Raw genomic sequence first — 19,622 nt, forward strand, 5'->3', positions numbered from 1 at the left:
AGACATTGAAGTTCTTGCATCGAACGGGGTTCGAAACTATCGTCAGGGCTGTTCCGGAACGTCGAACCGGTTCAACTTCTCAATGAGGAGCAATCCCATGCATCGCACCGTGAAACGAGCGTTGACGCGCCTGAGCGTCCTCGCCATCGCCGTCGGCGCCGCCGTGGCGGGACCCGCCGCCCCGGCCAGCGCCGAGGGCCTGACCCTCAACGTCGACATCGGACAGGTCGTGCGCCCGGCGACGCAGGTCGCCTCCGGCGGCCTGTACGGCGTCGACGCCGACAAGCCGACCGTCGACATGCTGCTGCCGCTCAATCCGACCGGTTTCACCCAGCCCGCGCCCGGCACCCAGCAACTGGGCAACGGCGCGACCGAGCCGTGCTGCGACTCGCTCGACGTCGGCGGCAACCTCATCAGCTCCGGCGCCCAGCAGTTCATCCGCATGCCGGACATCTACCCGGACTTCCCCTATCGGTGGCAGGGCTGGGGCGACTGGGAGGACAAGGTCACCACCATGGTGAACGACCGCCTGGCCGAGACCGCCATGACCAACATCCGCGGCTGGGAGCTGTGGAACGAGCCCGACTGGACGTGGGACGCCTCGGCGGGCTCGTTCAACGACGGCTGGACGCGCACCTACAACCTGGTGCGCTCCCTGGACCCGGTCACCCCGATCGTCGGCCCGAGCTGGTCGTACTACGGCCATGACAAGATGCTCGACTTCATGACGCACGCCCGGGACACCGGCACGCTCCCGGACGTGATCGTGTGGCACGAGCTCACCGACATGGACTGGAACAACTTCGACGAGCACGTCGCCGACTTCCGCGCCATCGAGAACCAGCTGGGTGTCTCGCATCGGCCCATCGCCATCAACGAGTACAACAGCCGCAACCAGATGGACATCCCCAGTGTGGCCGTGCACTGGATGGCCGTGTTCGAGCGCTACGGCGCCCGCGAGGCCCATCGCGCCTACTGGTTCGAGGCCGGCACCTTCGACGGCCTGTTCACGCTGGACAACCGGCCGACCGCCTCGTACTGGGTCTACCGCTGGTACGGGGCGATGACGGGGAACATGGTGGCCACGACGCCGAACAGCTGGCTCGACGGCATGGCCTCCTACGACTCCAGCCGCAAGATCGTCAACGTCGTCTTCGGCGGCGACTGGGGCGACAACGCCGTGCACGTCGAAGGACTCGGCGCGCTCGGCTCCTCGGTGGACGTGCGGGTCCTCTACACCCCGGGTTCGGGGCGCAACACGCACGTCGCCTCCCCCACCGTCGTCACCGACACGACGATGGCCGTGTCGGGCGGCCAGATCACGGTCCCGGTGGACGGCATGAACGCCGAGGGGGCCTACCAGCTCCTGATCACCCCGGCGGGCGGCCCGACCACGTCCTGGCAGCAGGTCTACGAGGCCGAGAACGCCACGGTCGTCAACGCGAACACCTTCGGCTCGGGCAATGCGTCGAACGGCTACTACGTGGGTCAGATCGACAACTCCGGCGACATGCGCTCGGACTCCTTCGTGGACTTCACCGTGGACGTCCCCGACTCGCGGAGCTACACGATGACGATCAGGTACGCCAACGGCACGGGCGCGACCTCGACGCACGGCCTGGCCTACAACGGCGGGGCGTGGTCCACGGTCTCGTACGCGCCGACCGCCGGATGGGCGCAGTTCGCCACCACGAGTGTGACGGTCGACCTGCACGAGGGATACAACATGATCCGCCTGGCCAAGGGCTCGCCGTATTTCGGCGGGGGCACCGGTTACGCGGAGCTGGACAGCATCACGCTGTCCTGAGGCACGGGCCGACGCGCCGCCTGCGCGGGCGGCGCGTCGGCCTCAGCCGCGAGCCGCTCCGCCGGGTGCGTTGCGCCAAGTTTATATACGAGGTAAACTTACAACGTACACAAACTTGACGCCCCCTTTGGAGCCCTCATGACCCTCCTCGCCGTCGTCCTCCCTCTCATATGGCTGGCCTGGCTGGCCCTCATCGACTGGGTGCCGATGCCCCCGCTCAACGACCTGACCCCGGACAACCGCCGCTCGCGCCTGCTCGCCGCAGTGATCAACTACCCGTTCCCGCTGCTCGTCTCAGGCGGCGTCGCCCTCGGCGAGACGTGGTCGCTCATCGCGGCGGCGGCGCTGTGCTGCCTCACCCTGGCCGGGCACCTGCTCAGCTGGTGGCTGCCCTACTTCGGACTCGGCTCGGCCTCCCAGCGGGAGGTCTACGAGCGCGACTACGCCCGCACGCTGAAGATCCTGCCCGCCGAGGGGCACGACGTCGTCCCCGACGTCCAGCACCTGGTGGTCGGCGCGCTCACCCTGGCCATGCTCGCCACGACGCTGACTGTCACGCTGTCCCCATGAGTCACGCAACGCGCCGCGGCGGGCGACCTGCCAGGATCACCGCCGAGCAGGTCGTCACCGCGGCCATCGAGCTGCTCGACGCCGAGGGGCTGAACGCCTTGACCATGCGGAACCTCGGCGCCCGGCTCGGGGTGACCGCGATGTCGCTGTACCGGCACCTCCCCGGCCGCGACGCGGTCCTGTCCGCGGTCGTCAACCGGCTGTTCGCCTCCGCGCTCACCGGCCTCGACCCCGGTCCGACGTGGAGTGAGGCGGTGACGCGGTTCGCCGTGTCCTACCGCCGCATGCTGCTCGGCCACCCGCACGCCGTGCCGCTGCTGGCCACGCATCCGCTCGACGTCGACGCCGCACTGCCGCTGCTGGCCGGGGTGCTCGACCGCTTCGACGACACGGGGATCGGGCGGGAGCAGGCGCTGATCACCCTCCAGTCCGTCGGTGTCTACGTCCTGGGGCACGCGCTCGCGCAGGTGGGCACGCCGCCCGGTGAGGACGGCGCGGCGCCGCCGTCCGATCCGGCCGCGCTGGACTACTACGACCGGTGGTTCGCCGCGGGGCTGGACGCCATCGTCACCGGCTTCGGGCGGCGGCACGAGACCGGAGCCGATTGAGGACGCTCCGCGCAGTGTCACCCCCCAGGCGAGGGAGCCGCCGACCGGCGCGCTCGGGCCGTGTCGCATCACGGCGACGAGCGGTCGGTCGGCGGCTCCATTCTCGATCGGGCGTCCGCGGCTCGGCGCCGTCCAGGCCGCCGAGCCGCGGACGCGGTATCACCGCGCGGGTCTGCTCCTATTCCTCGATGGGGCAGCGCTTCCACGCGAAGTGGTAAACGGTCTCGATGTCGCCGTCCGTGGAGTCCATGGCCATGAAGCTCACCAGGTCGGGGTCGTCACCGGCTCTCACGCGCAGCTCGGTGTTGATGTTGAAGTTGCGCTCCTCGCCGCAGGGCTTGTAGACGAGCTGGGGCGCGTCGACTTCGTCGCTGAACTGCCAGTTGTCGCTGTACGGGCCTTCCAGCACATGGGTGGCGCTGGAGGTCTGGGCGTCGCCGGAGAAGTAGTAGCTCGCCTTCTGCGTGCCGGTGGCGCCCTCCTCGAGGTAGCCGAAGCCGCGGTAGTCGGCGCGCGCGATCGCGTAGGTGAATCCGCCGGGGACGTTCACGATCAGGTTGAGCTGGCAGTTCTTGCGGAAGTCCAGCGGACTGGAGTCGCCGCCGGCCTGCGCCAGGTAGTCGCTGTAGGTCACGGTGAACGAGGTGTTGCCCTCGTTGACCGCGACCGCGGCGGTGCCCGCCGGGCAGCCGGAGCCGTTGACGGTGGCCACGTCGATGACGATGCTGTCGGGCGGCGGGTTGGTGAAGTGGGGGCCGGCGACCGCGGGCTGGGCCACGCTGGTCAGCAGCACTGTCGCCAGGGCGATCATCCCGGCGAACAGTGACGACTTGCGGAGGATGTTCATTTGATCCCTTTCTGGAGTTTTCGGGCAATCGATGCCGACCGTGAACGGCGGCATAGGGATCGGAGGGAATGATCCGCAGAGGCGCCGGGGGTGGGAGCACTGTGGGCGCTCCAGCGACGGGCCTGCGGCCGGATCGGCTCACCGAGTTGTGCTCCAGATTGCACGATCCATACATCTACATATATCTATAAAACCGGAATAGGTCAAGAAGTATCCTCAATCTCCTTTTAGAACGAAAAGTGACGCAAAATCTACATATTATGGTCTAAGTTCCGATAAATCATGACAGCTGGCAGCGGAAATCGTTCCGCGCATCGACCGGGCAATCGCTTCCAAGAACACCCGCCGCTTCCCCGCCGAGGGCGACCGCACCCCTCCACCCGATCGCCACCGGCCGGTGTGGCTCGCGTCATAAAAAGTCATACCGGCAAGTAACTCAGAGTAACGCTGTAACCATCTGAGAGTGCTCGTCCGCGGGCGGCGGAAGCCGCGCATCGGCAGGGCACGAACGACCACCGACACTCAGACACCAAGGGAGACCTGCATTGACGCATCGCAAGGTGTACCTCGCCGTAGGCAGGAAGAACACCCGGATCTACCGGTTCGACCCGATCGACGGCGACACCCGCGTGGTGGGGAACGTGCCGCCGTATGAGAGCGGCTACACCGCCATGGGAGCCCAGTACCGCGGCGAGAACAAGGAGCCTCTGCTCTTCGCCGTCAGCGGTGACAAGCTCATCACCATCGACGTGGAGGCGGGCACGCTCGACAGCCACGTCGTCGAAGACCTGCCGGGCCACGAGACCTGGTTCGACGGCGACATGAGCGGCGACGGGAAGACCCTGTTCGTCGCGGGCGACGGCAACGGCCCCAGCTACTCGATCGACGTGGTGGCCAAGAAGGCCGCCACCGGCCACAAGCCCGGCGGCGGCCGGTGGGACGACTTCGCCCGCCACCCGAAGGACGACCGGCTGATCTCGGTGGAGGGCGACAACGGCGACCTGCTCCACGTGGACCAGAGCAAGGACCCGATGAAGACCGTGCTCAAGCAGCAGGTCTTCAAGCCCGCCGAGGCGAGTGGTTCCGCCGGGTCGCGGCGGTCCTATTCGGCGATGTTCTTCGACCAGATCGGCAACTTCTACGCCGTGGACTCCGCGGGGAACGTCAACCACCTGGACATGACCAAGAGCGACATCCCGGAGAAAGCCGAGCGCATCGGCAACGGGAAGATCCCGGTCGACGGCCTGGAGGTCATGAACGGGGCGGGCCTCATCGCGGAGATGCGGATCAAGCCCAGCTACGACGAGATCGTCATCGGCAAGAAGTTCAACACCTCCTGGGAGAGCTCCGCTCCCCGAGGCAAGGTGTACAGCTTCGAACTGACCGTCAAAGCCGTCACCAAGAGCACGAACGAGAATTCGGACCTGCACAGGTTCCGGATCTCGTTCGACCTGCCGACCGTGGAGGGCGTCAAGGTCGACGCCTCGGGAGTCGACGTCCTCTACGCCGACGGCAAGGCGTACGTGGACTCCAAGACCGACCAGTTCCTGAAGGGCGGGGAGTCGCGCCCCATCGCCGTGCAGATCACCGTCCCCGGCGACCCGGGCGTGCTCCCGCACGAGTACCCGCTCAACGGGCTGCGGGCCACCAGGCTGGCCTGAGCGGAGCCGCCCGACAGGGGGCCCCACCCGGGAACGCGCTGATAACGGTCCCGCCCGTGCCCGGGCGGGACCGTCGAACACTGTCAGGCCGCGCCCGTCTGGGTCAGGTGCATGTGGGCGTAGCGGCCGGAGGCGGCCAGCAGTTCGTCGTGCGTGCCTCGCTCGACGACCCGCCCGTGGTCGAGCACGACGATGACGTCGGCCATGCGGATCGTCGACAGGCGGTGCGCTACGACCAGCGTGGTCCGCCCGCGCATGAGCCGGCCGAGCGCCTCCTTGACCAGCGCCTCGGCCTCGGGGTCGAGCGCCGAGGTCGCCTCGTCGAGCAGGAGGATGCGCGGATCGCGCACCAGGGCCCGCGCGATCGCCAGGCGCTGGCGCTGCCCGCCGGAGAGGCGCGCGCCGCGCTCCCCCACGATCGTCTCGAGACCGTCCGGCAGCGACCGCACGAACTCCCACGCGTTCGCGTCGCGCAGCGCCGCCACGATCCGCTCCTCCCCCGCCTCGGGCATCCCGTAGGCCACGTTCTCCCGGATGGTGCCCTCGAACAGCACCGACTCCTGCGGCACCACCGAGGTGAAGCGGCGCGCGGTCCGCAGGTCCAGCTCCTGCATGTCGACGCCGTCGAGCAGGATGCGGCCCGAGGTGGGCCGCACGAAGCCGAGCACGAGGTTGAGCAGCGTCGACTTCCCCGAGCCGGAGGCCCCGACGAACGCGACGGTCTTCCCCGCCTCGATGTCGAGCGAGACCGCCCGCACGGCCTCGGTCTCGGACCCGTCGTAGCGGTGCGAGACGCGCTCGAGCGTCAGTCGCCCTTCGACGGCGTCCACCGCGCGCTTGCCCTCGTTCTGCTCGATGTCGGGGTCCTGGAGCACCTCCGCGGCGGACCGCACCGACTCCAAGCCGCGCGCGCCGACCGGGATCAGCATGAGCAGCTGCGTGAGGCCCTGGGTCAGCAGGGCGAAGTAGGTGGACAGGAGCACGACCTCGCCGGGGCTGATCGGCAGGAAGCCGGTGATCGCGAAGACCGCCGCGAGGCCGAGGCACCCCACGCCGAGCAGCTGCATCGTGACCCACGAGAGGGACGCCACGTGGCCGTTGAGCATGTCCAGGTGCAGGCCCGCGCGCCGCACGCCGTCGGCGCCGGTGGCGACGCGCGAGACCGCGGTCTGCTCCAGGCCGTGCGCGCGCGTGACCGGGATGAGCGAGGCCATCTCGCCCACGCGGGCGGCGAAGCCCTCCATCTCCTTGCGGAACGCCTCGTTGCGGGCGCGGGAGCGGCGGCGCAGGGCCGCGCGCAGCCCGATCGCGATGGGCACGGTGAGCGCGTACACGGGTAGGAACTGGGGCACGGCGATCGCCGTCATCGTGATCGCGCCGATGAGCACCATCATGGACGACAGCAGCGGGTGCGTCATCTGCTGGAGCATCATCTCGACGTTCTCGACGTCGCGCACCACCTTGTTCTGGACGATCGAGGAGCTCACGCGGGTGTGGTAGCCGAGGGAGAGGCTCTGGAGGCGCGAGGCGAGGGCATTGCGGAGGTCGGCGCCGGTGTCGCGCACGACGGTCATGAAGTTGCGGGTGTAGACGATGTGGTTGGGGTAGTTCTGGACGAGCAGCACGACGGCGATCGCGAGCCACCCGAGCACCGCTCCGACTGAGCCGTCGGACGAGACGAGGTCGATGATCGAGGCGGTCACGACGGGGAGGAACCACAGGGGGATCTCTTTCAGCGCGAACGCAGCGAAAGCCACCAGGATCCGCCAGGGGCGGCGGAGGAGCAGGCGGATCACCGAGCGGGCGGGGCGGGCGCCGTCGAGGAGCTCCGAGCTGTGGGCAACCCTATGAGCAAGCGCTTTCTGAGCCATAACCGCGATGGTACGCATCGGGCCGCGTCAAAGCGAGGCCATTGAACGCGGCAACAGGGCCGAACGCGCAGCTCAGCACCGTTACACGAGCAACGCGAAACAAAAAGTGTGGGAAAGGCTACGCCGCCGGACGGCACGAACGACGCGATGGCGGTCGGGCGGTCGCCACCGACCAGGCCGAGGCGTTCGCGACCCCGGCGCGGTTCTCGGGCGACCGCCCGACCGCCATGGAGGCGTTCTACACCGATGATGCTGAAACGTTGCGGTGCAATGGAACACCGACCTGAGCGGACCGTGTTACGGGGCACCGTTCAACGCCCGGGTGTCGAGGAGTTCGGCTCGGGTGGGCGGGTCGGCCCCGGGGCGGGAGACGGTGATCGCCGCGGCCTTCGCCGCCCATGACGCGGCTCGGCGCAGTTCTTCGATGCTCAGTGCCGCGAGCGTGTCGCGCGCGGCGGGGCCGTGCGCACCGAGGGTGAGGAGGGCGTCGATGAGCGCGCCCATGTAGGTGTCACCCGCGCCGATGGTGTCGGCCACGGTGACGGGGACGCCGGGCACGTCGACGAGGTCACCGCCGCGGACGAGGACGCTGCCGTGCTCGCCTCGGGTCACGACGACCAGGACCGGGCCGGTGGCGGCCCATTCGCGCGCGACGGCGACCGGGTCGGCGCCGGGACGGTACCAGTCGAGGTCCTCTTCGGAGACCTTGACGACGTCGCCGGCGGCGATCAGGCGCTCGACGCGGGGCAGCACCGAGGCGAGGTCGGGGGTGATCGCCGGGCGCGCGTTGGGGTCGAAGGTCACCAGCGCACGTCCGCGCGCGGCGCGCACGGCCTCCTCGACGGCGTCGGCTCCCGGTTCGAGCACGGTGGCGATGGATCCGGTGTGGACGACGGCGGGGCCGTCCGCCGAGGCCCGCGCGAGGGTCTCGGCGGTGAGGTCCCAGGTGAGGTCGAAGTCGTAGGAGGCCGAGCCGTCCGCGGCGAAGCGCACGGCGGCCGTGGAGGTGCGGCCGGTCGCCGGGGGCCGCACGGCGAGGCGGACGCCGGAGGCCTCCAGCCAGTGCGCGGCGGCATCGCCGCGCTCGTCGTCCGCGAGCGTGGTCGCCAGGACCGGCGCGCGGCCGAGCCGCCCGAGGGCGACGGCGACGTTCGCGGGACTGCCGCCCGGCAGTTCGCGAACGCCCCCTTCGGAGTTCGGCAGCAGGTCGATGAGGGTCTCGCCGATGAGGAGCACCGGTCGGTTCGGGTCGTTCACGCTGTCGCTCCGGTCGTGGTCGGGCCGCCCCGCAGCGCCCGTGCGATGGTCGGCGCGAGCGGCAGGCGGGGCAGGAGGGTCGCCTGGACGGCGTGGTAGAGGTCGGGTTTGCCGGGCCAGACCGTGGCCGCGGGCTCGTTGTCCGGGTCGAGTTCGTGGCGCCAGGAGCCGCGCTCGCGGTCGATGAGGTGCCGCTCGGCGTAGTCCCACCACGCGGCGTACCACTCGGCGAAGCGGGCCTCGCCGGTGCGGCGGTGGAGCGCCGCGGCGGCGGCGATCGCCTCGGCCAGCACCCAGTGCATCCGCTGGCCCACCACCGGAGCGCCGTCCCAGTCGACGGTGTAGACGAAGCCGTCGGCCCCGTCGGCGGCCCAGCCGTCGGCCACGGCCCGGTCGAACAGGCGCACCGCGGTCTTGAGGAGGGCATCGTCGCCGCTGGTGGCCTCGACGTGGAGCAGCAGGCGGGACCATTCGAGCGCGTGGCCGGGGGTGGCGCCGAAGGGCTTGAACGGGTCGTCGGGCCGGTCCCGGTTGCGTTCGAGGTCGGGGACCCAGTCGGGTCCGAAGTGCTCGGGGAGGCGGTCGCCGTGGTCGGCGGCGAGCGCGGCGGTGAAGTGTGCGGCCCGGGCGGCGCGCTCGCGCCACGCTTCCGCCTGGCCCGCTTCGACGGCGTCGGCGACGGCGAGGAGCGCCTCCACCGAGTGCATCGTGGAGTTGAGGCCGCGGTAGTCGTCGGGTCGGGTGAAGTCGGCATTCCAGGCGTCGAGCGGCAGTCCGGCCTCCTCGTCCCAGAACCGGTCGAGGTAGACGGCCGAGGCGTCATCGAGCAGCGCCGCGGCCCCCGGGCGTCCGGCGAGCGTCGCGGAGGAGGCGGCGAGCAGCACGAACGCGTGGTCGTAGCAGGATTTGCCTCCCGTGCGGTCGGGCGAGCCGTCCGTGTTCAGGGCGTGGAACCAGCCGCCGTGCTCGGCGTCGCGCAGGGGCCCGGTGAGCCCCGCGAGCGCGGCGTCGGCGATCGGGGCGCTGCCGGGGACGCCGAGGAGCGCGCCGAGGGAGTACACGTGCGCCATGCGGGCGGTGATCCAGGTCTGCATGCCGTGCGCGGGGTCGGGTCGGCCCGCGGCGTCGAGGTAGGCCGCGCCGCCGCCCGGCAGCGCGGCGTTCGCGCCGAAGGCGAGCAGCCTGCGGCATTCGGCGGCGAGCCACTCGCGGTGGGTCTGCAGGTCGGGCCAAGGTGTCACGAGTGCTCCTTCGGTGCGTGCGGCGGCGCTGCGACGCGCAGGACGCGCGCGGTCGGGGCCGGTGCGTCGGTCTCGACGCGCAGGACTCCGGCGTCGGCGTCCCATATGGTGTCCCATTCGCCCGTGCCGGGCGTCCCTGGGGCGGGGAAGAGCTGTTCATGTGCGAGGTCGCGGCCGCGCAGCGCGGGCAGCGGCAGCTCGATGGCACTGGGCGCGCCGGGCAGGCGCCAGACGGTCACGACCGCCTCGTTCGCAGGGTTGGAAGCAGAGTGCAGCGCGAACGCCTGCCAGGGGCCCCGGTGCTCCAGGCCCAGGGGCCAGGCCGGGACGGCGCGGGCGAGGAACGGCAGCAGCTGCCGGTGCGCGGCGACGGCGGTCGCGACGAGCGCGAGCTGCTCGTCGTCCATGGACGCGAGGTGGCCGCTGAGGTAGAGCCGCCCGGTGATGCCTGCGACGAGGGTGAACGCCGACTCCTCGGCGCTCATCTCGGGCTGGGCGTACCCCCAGTGCCCGGCCTGCTCGGGAAGGATCGACGCGGGCGTGGCCGCGGCGATCGGCGGGTAGAGCAGGGGATCCTGCTGGTCTGAAGTGGACTGTATGTGGAGGCGGGAGAGCGTGGCGTAGTCGGCCCGCATGCCGCCGGAGGCGCAGTTCTCGATCATGAGGCCCGGGTGCCGGTCGAGCACGCCGTCGAGCCAGGACAGATAGGCGCGGCAGTGCTCGAGCAGGCCCGCGCCGGGGGCGAGGCCGCCCGCGTCGGTTCCGGGCCCGGGCATGATGTTGTAGTCGAGCTTGAAGTACCCGACGCCCATGCCGACGAGGCGGTCGACGACGGCGTCCAAGTGCGCGCGGGCGGCGGGGTGGCGCAGGTCGAGCTGGTAGCGCCCGTGCTCGACGACGCGCTGCCCGCGGCGCTGGAAGAACGCGTCGTCGGGAAGCCGTTCGGCGAGCGGGGAGCGCACGCCGACGACCTCGGGCTCCAGCCAGATCCCGGGGACCATGCCGAGGCCGCGGATGCGGTCGAGGACCTCGTCGAGGCCGCCGGGGAAGCGCGAGCGGCTCGGCTCCCACTCCCCCACGGCGTCCCACCAGCCGCCCGCGTCGTCGTCGTACCAGCCCGCGTCGATGCAGTAGCAGTCCGCTCCGGCGCGGGCGGCGGCCTCGGCGAGCGGGAGGATCTTCGCCGCGGTCGGGTCGCCCATCAGGGTGTTCATGTAGTCGTTGTAGATCACCGGCAGCGGCCGGTCGTGGCAGGCCGTGCCGGTGCGCGCCACGAGGGCGCGGCGGTGGGCGGTCAGGTTCGCGAGGGCGGCGTCGACGGGTTCGCCCGTTCCGCTCACGACGGTGACCGCCACCGGCACCGACGTGAAGGACTCGCCCGGCGCGAGTTCGGCGCTCCACTGGTGCTCGGCGTCGGTGGGGCCGAGCAGCGCCAGGGACGCGCCCTCGCGGTCCTCGCCGACCTCCCAGTGCCAGGCGCCGTTGTGCTCGATCTGGAAGGCGAGTCCATGGCCGCCTCCTCGCTCGACGATCAGGCCGGTCGGCAGGCGCTCGCCGGCCGACCAGGAGCCGCGCGTGGTCACGGCCATCCGGGCGCGGTTCATGTGGTGGTGGATCGCGGGGTCCATGGCGGGCAGGCCGACCTCGCGCAGCGGGGCCCGGTGCCAGCGGGACTCGGCGACCCAGTCGTTGTCGCCCCACAGGACGTCGAGGTCGTCGACGCCCGTCTCGTCGGTGACGAAGGTGCCGAGCACGAGCGAGGTCACGGCCTGCACCGTCACCGGCGCCGCTCCGGCGCGCAGGACCGTCCAGGCCCGCAGGGCCCCGGCGGAGGCGCTGAGCACGCTCGTGACGCGCAGGTCGGTGACGGGGTCGGCCTGGTGGACGTGGAGTGCGCCGTCGATCGTCTCGTGGCCGGTGTAGCGCAGCCGCGAGCCCACGGCGGTGCAGGTGTAGCGGTGGCTGCCGGGGAAGCGCCCGTGGCCGAGGGCCAGGATCTCGACCAGCGGCGGGGTGGCGGCGGATTCGGCCGGGCGCGGGGCCCCGGCGGGCGTCAGCGAGCGCAAGGTGACCGGCGCGTCGGCCGCGGCGGCGAGTTCGATGTCCAGGTCCTCGGTGGACCAGCGCAGTGTCATGTTCTCGTCTCCTCGAGCATCGCCCCGCCCGCCTCGTGGACCGGGGCGGGCGGGACCGATTGCGGTGGCGGGTTGTGGTGGCGGAGCGCGGTCCTAGAGCAGGTCGTTGGCGCAGCGCACGGCCGCGGCGAAGGCCCGCGGGTCGCCGCCCGCGGGCGAGTCGATCCGGATCTCCGCGGACTGGCCGGCGCGCAGGGTGATCATGCCGCGGTCGGCCCGCGCGCGGGCGTCGACGGTGTCGGCGTGGCAGAACACGTCGCGGGCGAGCGAGGCGGCGGTGACGCGCAGCAGGCAGCCGCCCTCGTCGGCCGCGGCCTCGATGCGCAGTGGACGGGTGGCGAGCCGCTGGTCGACGACCTCGGCGCCGTAGCGGAAGGCGGGCGCGAACCCCGTGCCGTCGTCGTCGGCGACGGCGACGATCGCCTCGGCGCTCGGGTCGCCGAACGCGGCGACGTCGGCCGGGACGGCGATCGCGGCGGCGTCGCGGGCCGGTACGCGCGCCTCGACGGTGGCCTTGGCGAGCGCGGTCCCGTCGAAGGACTCGCGCGTCACGGTGAACGTGCCGGAGTAGTCCTCGCCGGTGTCGTTGACCAGGATGAGCGCGAGGGTGTCCCTCTCGGGCTCCAGTCCCATCCTGGTGTTCGCCCTGGACCGTTCGGAGGCGCGCGGCTGGAGCGTGGCCAGGCGCGGCGCGTAGGCGTCGCGCAGGGCGTGCCACAGCGGCTTGCGGTGCTCGGCGAAGTCGACCGCGGCCCAGGAGACCACGGGCCAGTTGTCGTTGATCTGCCACAGGATCGTGCCGGTGTTGTGGGGCGTGAGCGACCGGAAGTGCTCGACGCCGAACCGGATGGCGTGGGCCTGGTTGAGCTGGGTGGTCCAGTGCCAGTCCTCGATGGACTGCGGGTCGGGCAGGTGTCCGGCCCAGCCGTATTCGAGATTGGGGTTGCCGTTGTTGGCCTTCTGGTGGACGAGCATCTGGTGGCCGAAGGGGTCGAGCGGCTCGTCGTGGACGACGGCGGCGAGGGTCGACCACGCGGGCGGGGCCTGGAAGCCGAACTCGGAGACGAAGCGCGGCTTGTAGTCGGCGTACACGGTGTAGTCGGCGCGGTTCCACACGTCCCAGATGTGCATGGTGCCGTAGCGTTCGTCGTTGGGGTGGCGGTAGTCGCCGAACGAATACGGGCTGGCGGGCGTGTACGGGCGCGTCGGGTCGAGTTCGGCCACCACCTTCGGGAGCAGCCCGGAGTAGTAGGCGTCGCCCCAACCGCGGCCGCCGAGGCGGTCCGCCCAGCCCCACTCGACCCAGCCCCACGTGTTCTCGTTGTTGCCGTTCCACAGCACCAGGGACGGGTGCGGACTGAGCCTGGTGACGTTCTCGCGGGCCTCGGCCTCGATCTCGGAGCGCAGCGGCTCGTCCTCGCTGTAGGCCGCGCAGGCGAAGAGGAAGTCCTGCCACATCAGCAGGCCGTGCTCGTCGGCGAGGTCGTAGAGGTCGTCGGACTCGTAGATGCCCCCGCCCCACACGCGCAGCAGGTTGACGTTGGCCTCGAGCGCGTCGGCCACGCGCCTGGCGTACCGCTCGCGGTCGATCTCGGTGAGGAAGGCGTGGTCGGGGATCCAGTTGGCGCCGCGCACGAGGATTCGCTCGCCGTTGACGATGAGGTGGAACGGCGCGCCCGCCTTGTCGGGGGCGGTGTCGAGCTCGACGGTGCGGAAGCCGACCCGGCCGCTCCAGGCGCCGGACCCGGCCTCGATGTCCACGGTGTACAGCGGCTGGTCGCCGTGGCCGACCGGCCACCAGCGCTTGACGTCCGGCACCGCCACGGTGACCGCGGCGGAGGTCGATCCGGCGGGGACCGTTCCGGTGCGGCGCAGTTCCTCGCCATCGGGGCCGGTCACCGTGACGAGGACGGGGACCTCCCGGTCGCCTTCGGCGCGTTCGATGTCGATGTGCGCGGTCAGGACGCCGTCGTGGCCGGCGGGCGCGGCGGTCACGTCCACCAGCGGCCGCACCGACGCGATGCGTTCCCCCGACCAGGATTCGAGCCCGATCGGCTTCCAGATCCCGGCCCCGGCGACGTCGATGCCCCAGTCCCAGCCGAAGGAGCAGGCCATCTTGCGCAGCTGGTTGTAGGCGTGGTGGTTGGTGTGCGGCAGGTCCCCGTCGCGCTCGGCGCGGGCCGCCGCCTCGGGCACCGGCGCGGCGAAGGTGACGGCGAGCGTGTTCTCCCCTTCGCGCAGCGCCTCGCGCACGTCCCAGCGGTAGGAGCGGTACATGTTCTCGGTACGGCCGATCTCGGTGCCGTTGAGCTGCACGGTCGCCACCGTGTCGAGCCCGTGGGCCACCAGGTCGTGGCGGGCCGATCCGTCGTCGGACCAGGTGAAGGTCGTCTGGAACCGCCACGACGTGTCGCCGATCCACTGCTGCGCGGCCTCGTTGTCGCCGTCGAACGGCTCGGCGATGAGGCCGGCCCGGTGCAGGTCGAGGTGGGCCTCGCCCGGCACGGCGGCGGGCACGCCGTCCGCGAGCGGCGCGGCGACGGTCTCGGGGGCGCCTGAGGCGAGTGTGGCGGCAGTGAGCGTCCAGCCCTCGTGGAGAGCGCGGAAGGTCGCGGGCAGGTCAGTCATGGTGGATCCTCAAAGTCGTTGAAATGCGGTCGTGAGGGATGCAATGGTTCTCGGTCGGCGGCGTTTCAGCAACCGGTTACTCGCGCAGCACGCGGACGCCGCCCGCCGGGACGGTCACGGTCGGTCCGACCCGTTCCCCGGTGAGCAGGTCGTGCCCTTCGGCCTCGGCCTTCCGGTCGGTCCCGGCGTGGTTGAGCAGGAACAGGTACGAGCGGTCGTCGCCGACGCGGCGCACGGCCTCGATGCCGGGGTCGGTCTCGGCGGTCGGCTCCAGTCCGGTCTCCTCGGCGAGCCTCCGGACGAGGCCGTCGACGGCGTCGGACGGCAGCGGCGCGGAGACGTACCAGGCGGCGCCGTCGCCGACGGCGCGGCGGGTGACGGCCGGACCTCCGCCGAGCGAGCTCGACTCGTAGCGGACGGTCGCCTCGGCGCCTTCGAGATGGACCCGCTCGGTCCAGTCCTCCACGGCGACGGGACCGCCCAGCACGTCGCCGTCGATCCTGACGCGCTCGCCCTGCTGGAGCGGATAGAACTCGTCGGTCCAGGCGCCGAGCACGTCGCGGAACGCGCCGGGGAAACCGCCGGTGATCACCTGCCCGTTGACATCGCAGACGCCGGAGAGGTAGGTGACCAGGAGCGTGCCGCCGCGCTCGGGCACGGCGCGCAGCCGCTCGGCGGCGGCTTCGTCGACCACGAGCATGGTCGGCACGATGACGAGGTCGTATTCGTCGAGGTCGGCGGTGGACGGCACGACGTCGCACAGGATCCGGCGCTCCCACAGCGCCCGGTGCCACTCGCGCAGCTCGCGCCCGTAGCGGAGGCCGCGGTGCGGCTTGAGGCCGTGCTGGAGCGCCCAACCGGCGACGTCGTCGGCGACGATCGCGGCGCGGGCCTGCTCCACAGTGGTTCCTCGGACTTCGGCGAGCGCGTGCAGATGCCGTCCCAGCTCCACGACCTCGCGCCAGACGCGCGAGCGCGTGCCGCTGTGCGGCAGCATCGCCGAGTGGAACTGCTCGGCGCCCGCCGTGGAGGCGCGCCACTGGAAGAACATGGCGCCGTCGGAGCCGCGGGCCACGTGGCCGAGGGAGTGCCGCACGATCTCACCGGGGTCTTTAGCGCGGTTGCGCTGCTGCCAGCTCGGGCCGCCGGTCGAGCTCTCCATGAGCAGCCAGGGGCGGCGGTCGCCGGACATGCCGCGCATCCGGTCGCCGGAGAAGGCGAGGTCCTGCTCCCGCAGCGGATCGTCCACGCTGGTGTAGTGGTCGTTCGCGGCGACGGCCGTGTGCGGCGCCCAGGACGCGTAGTCGACGACCTGCGCCCCGGCGCCCACCATCAGGTTGGTCGTGACGGGCGCGTCGGAGTGCCGCCCGAGGACCTCCTTCTCGGCGAGGTAGTGCGCGAGCAGCGCGTCCGAGGAGTAGCGCTCGTAATCGAGGAACAGGCCGGGGTTGGGGGCGCCGTGCCGCCCGCGCGGCGGCATGACCTCCTCCCACCGGTCGTAGCGGTGTCCCCATTGGGCGGTGCCCCAGGCGGCGTTCACGGCGTCCAGGCTCCCGTGGCGGCGCTCCAGCCACTCGCGGAACGCCTCGGCGGACCGCTCGCAGTGGCAGCGGGCGTTGCCGCCGCCGAGCTCGTTGCCCACGTGCCACAGCCGCACGGCCGGGTGGCGTCCGTAGCGCTCGGCGAGCGCCTCGACGTGCCGCAACGCAAAGCGGCGGTAGACCGGCGAGGCCGGGCACCAGGCGTTGCGCCCGCCCGCGGGCTCGCGGTAGCCGTCGGCGAGCACCGGGGCGATCTCGGGGTGGGCCGTGAGCAGCCACTGCGGCGGCGCCGCGGTCGGGGTGGCGAGGTCGACGCCGATGCCGCTTCCGTGCAGCAGCTCGATCGCGTCGTCCATCCAGGACCAGTCCCGCACGCCGTCGGCGGTCTCCACCGTGCCCCAGGCGAAGACGCCGAGGGTCACGAGGTTCACCCCGGCCTCGCGCATGAGCGCGACGTCCTCGTCCCAGACTTCCCGGGGCCACTGCTCGGGGTTGTAGTCGCCGCCGTAGGCCAGGCCATCGGCCAGTCGCACCGGCGGCGGCGCCTCCGGCGGGGCGGGCACCCTCGCCGGCACTGCGTCCAAGCGGTCTTCCATCAGGCGGTACGCTCCTTCGTTTCGGCGGCCGGGACTCCGGCCTCGCGCCACTCCCCGGCGAAGTGGTCGTAGCAGACGCTGTTGTCGATCGCGTCCCGGTCGACCGGGCCCCGGTCGGCGGCGACGCTGCCGGGCCGCTCGGGGTCGGGGGCGGCCGCGGCGAGCAGCTTCGTGTAGTCGTGGTGCGCGTCGAGGATGACCGCGTCGGACGGCCCCCGCTCGACGACGCGGCCGCGGTAGAGCACCACGATCTCGTCGGAGAAGTGCCGCGCGGTGGCCAGGTCGTGCGTGATGTAGAGGACCGCCAGGTCGTCCTCGCGCTGGAGGCGGCCCAGCAGATTGAGCACGCCGAGGCGGATCGAGACGTCGAGCATCGAGACCGGTTCGTCGGCGATGAGGACCTGCGCCCCCGGGGCCAGGGCCCGGGCGATCGCGACGCGCTGCCGCTGCCCGCCCGAGAGCTCGTGGGGGCGGCGGGGCGCGAGGTTCTCGGCGGGGGTCAGGTTGACCCGTTCGAGCATCTCGAGCACGCGCTCGCGGGTCTCCTCCTTGGTCCGGGTGCGCTTGTGGATGCGCAGCGGCCGAGCGAGGTGGTGCTCGATGGAGTGGAAGGGGTTGAGGGAGGCGAACGGGTCCTGGAAGACCATCTGCACCTCGCGGCGGTACGCGGCCCCGTGCACCTCGGCGCCGTCGTCGAGCCGGACGTCCACCTTGCCGGAGGTGGGCCGCTCCATGCGGGTGAGGATCTTCGCGATCGTGGACTTGCCCGAGCCGGACTCGCCCACGAGCGCGACGGTGCGGCCCGGCACCAGTTCGAGGCTGACGTGGTCGACCGCCCTCAGGCGGGTCCGCTTCAGCCCCGAGCGGAGCGTGTAGTCCTTCACCAGGTCGGTCACTCGGACGCTGGTCATGCCTGCTCCTCGGTCGTGTCGGTCGGGGCCGCGCCGTCGCGGATGAAGGCGCCGCGCGAGCCCGACAGGCTCGGGAAGGAGCCGAGGAGCTTGCGCGTGTAGGGGTGCCGCGCGTCGCGGTAGAGCCGCCGCGCCGAGTCGAGCTCGACGATCTCGCCGTCGAGCATGACGGCGATGCGGTCGGAGATCTCCAGCAGCAGCGGCAGGTCGTGGGTGATGAAGACGACGGCGAAGTCGAGTTCGTCGCGGAGGCGGACGATCTCGCGGAGGATGTCGCGCTGGACGACGACGTCGAGCGCCGTGGTCGGCTCGTCCATGACCATGATCTGCGGCTCCAGCAGCATCGCCATCGCGATCATGACTCGCTGGCGCATGCCGCCGGACAGCTCGTGCGGGTAGGAGCCGAGCCGCCTCGGGTCGACGCCGACGCGGCGCAGGACGTCCTCGGAGCGTTCGCGGATCGCCTTGCGGGACATGCCGGGCCGGTGGGCCAGCAGCGTGTCGCGCAGCTGGGCCTTCACGGTCGTGACCGGGTTGAGCGCGTTCATCGCACCCTGGAAGACCATCGAGAGCTTGTCCCAGCGGAAGGAGCGCAGCTCGGCGTCGGCCAGGGCGAGGATGTCGACGTCGTCGCCGGAGCGGTCGTGGAAGGTGATGCCGCCCGAGGCGATGCGCGCGGGGGGCCGGTGGAGGCGGTTGATCGCGTAGGCCAGCGTGGTCTTGCCGCAGCCGGACTCCCCCGCCAGGCCGAGGATCTCGCCGCGGTGGAGGGTCAGGTCGGCGCCGCGGACGGCGGTGACCGGCTCGTCGGTCTCGTAGACGACCGTGAGGTTCTCGACGGTGAGCACGGGCCGGGTGTCGGCCTCCGGCGCGTCCGGTCGCGGTTCGGGCTTGGTCGCGGTCATCGGTCGGACACCTCCGGTTCGGGGACGCCGCCGGCCGCGCCGCGGGAGGACCTGGCGAGGCGGCGTTCGCGGCGGGCGGCCCTGCGGGCCTGCCTGCGGTGCAGGCGCACGTTCTTGAGCTTGGGGTTGATGATCTCGTCGATCGAGAAGTTCACGATGGACAGTCCCATGCCGAACAGGGCGATCATCAGGCCCGGCGGGACGAACCACCACCACGCGCCCAGCGGCAGCGCGAAGCCGTTCTGGGCGTAGAAGAGCATCGTGCCCAGTGTCGAGGAGTTGGAGGCGCCGAGGCCGATGAAGGCCAGACCCGCCTCGCCGAGGATCGCCGCGATGACGGCGAAGACGAACTGGGAGGCGATGACCGGCAGCAGGTTCGGCAGGATCTCCACCGTGATGACCCGCCAGGGCCGCTCGCCGGAGACCTGGGAGGCGGCCACGTAGTCGCGGTTGCGGACCGACAGGGTCTGGGCCCTGAGCACGCGGGCCGAGGCGGCCCAGCTGGTGACGGCCAGGACGACGGCGATCGTCCACAGTCCCCGGCTCTCGCGCGGGACGAAGCCGGAGATCACGATGACCAGCGGCAGGCCGGGGATCACGAGGAACACGTTGGACAGCAGCGAGAACGCCTCGTCGACGAAGCGGCCCCGGTAGGCGCCGTAGATGCCGAAGAAGCACGACAGGATCGTGGCGAGGACGCCGACCAGGAAGCCGATCTCCAGCGAGCCGCGCGTCGCGTAGGCGAGCTGGGCCAGCACGTCCTGGCCGATCTGGGTGGTGCCGAGCGGGAACTCGGCAGAGGGTCCGGTCAGGCCCATGTCGCGGATCTGGTCGGGGTCGCCGACCAGGAAGGGCCCGATCAGGCCGAACAGGGTGATGCCGACGATGAGGACGAGGCCGGTCGCCAGCCAGGGCGTCATGGTGGGCAGGAGCATCCGCCAGCCGGAGCGGACGGGGGCGTCGCCCGATGCTTCGGCGGGCGGCTCGGCGGTGTCCGCGGCCGTCGCCTCGACCGCGGGTTCGAGATTCGTCATGGGTCGCACC

14 protein-coding genes are annotated in these 19,622 nt (G+C 71.5%); 4 read left to right on the forward strand and 10 right to left on the reverse strand.

The window, feature by feature from the left end; genetic code table 11:
• The first annotated feature begins 97 nt into the window (after positions 1 to 97).
• The 3 genes from H613_RS0110170 (at position 98) to H613_RS31385 (ending at position 2,985) form a co-directional block, all read left to right on the forward strand.
• Positions 98 to 1,807, forward strand: coding sequence for a carbohydrate-binding protein (locus H613_RS0110170; protein ID WP_051393200.1), 1,710 nt, complete (start codon positions 98 to 100; stop codon positions 1,805 to 1,807).
• 138 nt (positions 1,808 to 1,945) lie between these two features.
• Positions 1,946 to 2,377, forward strand: coding sequence for a hypothetical protein (locus H613_RS31380; RefSeq protein ID WP_026923705.1), 432 nt, complete (start codon positions 1,946 to 1,948; stop codon positions 2,375 to 2,377).
• Positions 2,374 to 2,985 carry a TetR/AcrR family transcriptional regulator C-terminal domain-containing protein gene (locus H613_RS31385; protein ID WP_051393201.1) on the forward strand — a complete coding sequence of 204 codons (612 nt, stop codon included), beginning with the start codon at positions 2,374 to 2,376 and terminating at the stop codon, positions 2,983 to 2,985. The genes H613_RS31380 and H613_RS31385 overlap by 4 nt, the downstream gene beginning before the upstream one ends.
• A 178-nt stretch (positions 2,986 to 3,163) precedes the next feature.
• Here the strand turns inward: H613_RS31385 and H613_RS0110185 are convergent, their stop codons facing one another.
• On the reverse strand, positions 3,164 to 3,832 hold the full coding sequence (locus H613_RS0110185; RefSeq protein WP_026923706.1) for a DUF4360 domain-containing protein: 669 nt from the start codon (positions 3,830 to 3,832) through the stop codon (positions 3,164 to 3,166).
• Positions 3,833 to 4,377: 545 nt separating this feature from the next.
• On the opposite strand from H613_RS0110185, the gene H613_RS25775 reads away from it, so the two are divergent.
• Complete coding sequence (locus H613_RS25775) at positions 4,378 to 5,493, forward strand: hypothetical protein (RefSeq protein ID WP_026923707.1); 1,116 nt, start codon at positions 4,378 to 4,380, stop codon at positions 5,491 to 5,493.
• Between the two features lie 83 nt (positions 5,494 to 5,576).
• Here H613_RS25775 and H613_RS0110195 read toward each other — a convergent pair whose 3' ends face one another.
• The 9 genes from H613_RS0110195 to H613_RS31395 all read right to left on the reverse strand — a co-directional run bounded on the left by H613_RS0110195 (position 5,577) and on the right by H613_RS31395 (position 19,612).
• On the reverse strand, positions 5,577 to 7,364 hold the full coding sequence (locus tag H613_RS0110195; protein ID WP_026923708.1) for an ABC transporter ATP-binding protein: 1,788 nt from the start codon (positions 7,362 to 7,364) through the stop codon (positions 5,577 to 5,579).
• A 297-nt stretch (positions 7,365 to 7,661) separates the two neighbouring features.
• The gene (locus H613_RS0110200) at positions 7,662 to 8,621 is read right to left on the reverse strand and encodes a carbohydrate kinase family protein (RefSeq protein ID WP_026923709.1); all 960 of its coding nucleotides are present in this window, start codon (positions 8,619 to 8,621) and stop codon (positions 7,662 to 7,664) included.
• Positions 8,618 to 9,862, reverse strand: coding sequence for an AGE family epimerase/isomerase (locus tag H613_RS0110205; RefSeq protein ID WP_035737352.1), 1,245 nt, complete (start codon positions 9,860 to 9,862; stop codon positions 8,618 to 8,620). The genes H613_RS0110200 and H613_RS0110205 overlap by 4 nt, the downstream gene beginning before the upstream one ends.
• A complete protein-coding gene (locus tag H613_RS0110210; RefSeq protein WP_026923711.1) occupies positions 9,859 to 11,997 on the reverse strand; it encodes a glycoside hydrolase family 36 protein in 2,139 nt (712 codons plus the stop codon). The genes H613_RS0110205 and H613_RS0110210 overlap by 4 nt, the downstream gene beginning before the upstream one ends.
• 93 nt (positions 11,998 to 12,090) lie before the next feature.
• On the reverse strand, positions 12,091 to 14,625 hold the full coding sequence (locus H613_RS0110215; protein ID WP_026923712.1) for a glycoside hydrolase family 2 protein: 2,535 nt from the start codon (positions 14,623 to 14,625) through the stop codon (positions 12,091 to 12,093).
• A 76-nt stretch (positions 14,626 to 14,701) separates the two neighbouring features.
• Positions 14,702 to 16,762, reverse strand: coding sequence for a beta-galactosidase (locus tag H613_RS0110220; RefSeq protein WP_084546511.1), 2,061 nt, complete (start codon positions 16,760 to 16,762; stop codon positions 14,702 to 14,704).
• On the reverse strand, positions 16,762 to 17,673 hold the full coding sequence (locus H613_RS0110225; RefSeq protein ID WP_026923714.1) for an ABC transporter ATP-binding protein: 912 nt from the start codon (positions 17,671 to 17,673) through the stop codon (positions 16,762 to 16,764). Before H613_RS0110225 ends, H613_RS0110220 begins: the two co-directional genes overlap by 1 nt.
• A complete protein-coding gene (locus tag H613_RS31390) occupies positions 17,670 to 18,578 on the reverse strand; it encodes an ABC transporter ATP-binding protein (protein ID WP_051393202.1) in 909 nt (302 codons plus the stop codon). Before H613_RS31390 ends, H613_RS0110225 begins: the two co-directional genes overlap by 4 nt.
• Positions 18,575 to 19,612, reverse strand: coding sequence for an ABC transporter permease (locus H613_RS31395; RefSeq protein WP_026923716.1), 1,038 nt, complete (start codon positions 19,610 to 19,612; stop codon positions 18,575 to 18,577). The genes H613_RS31390 and H613_RS31395 overlap by 4 nt, the downstream gene beginning before the upstream one ends.
• Positions 19,613 to 19,622: the final 10 nt, after the last annotated feature.

The organism is Glycomyces arizonensis DSM 44726, assembly GCF_000482705.1.
Classification (GTDB): domain Bacteria; phylum Actinomycetota; class Actinomycetes; order Mycobacteriales; family Micromonosporaceae; genus Glycomyces; species Glycomyces arizonensis.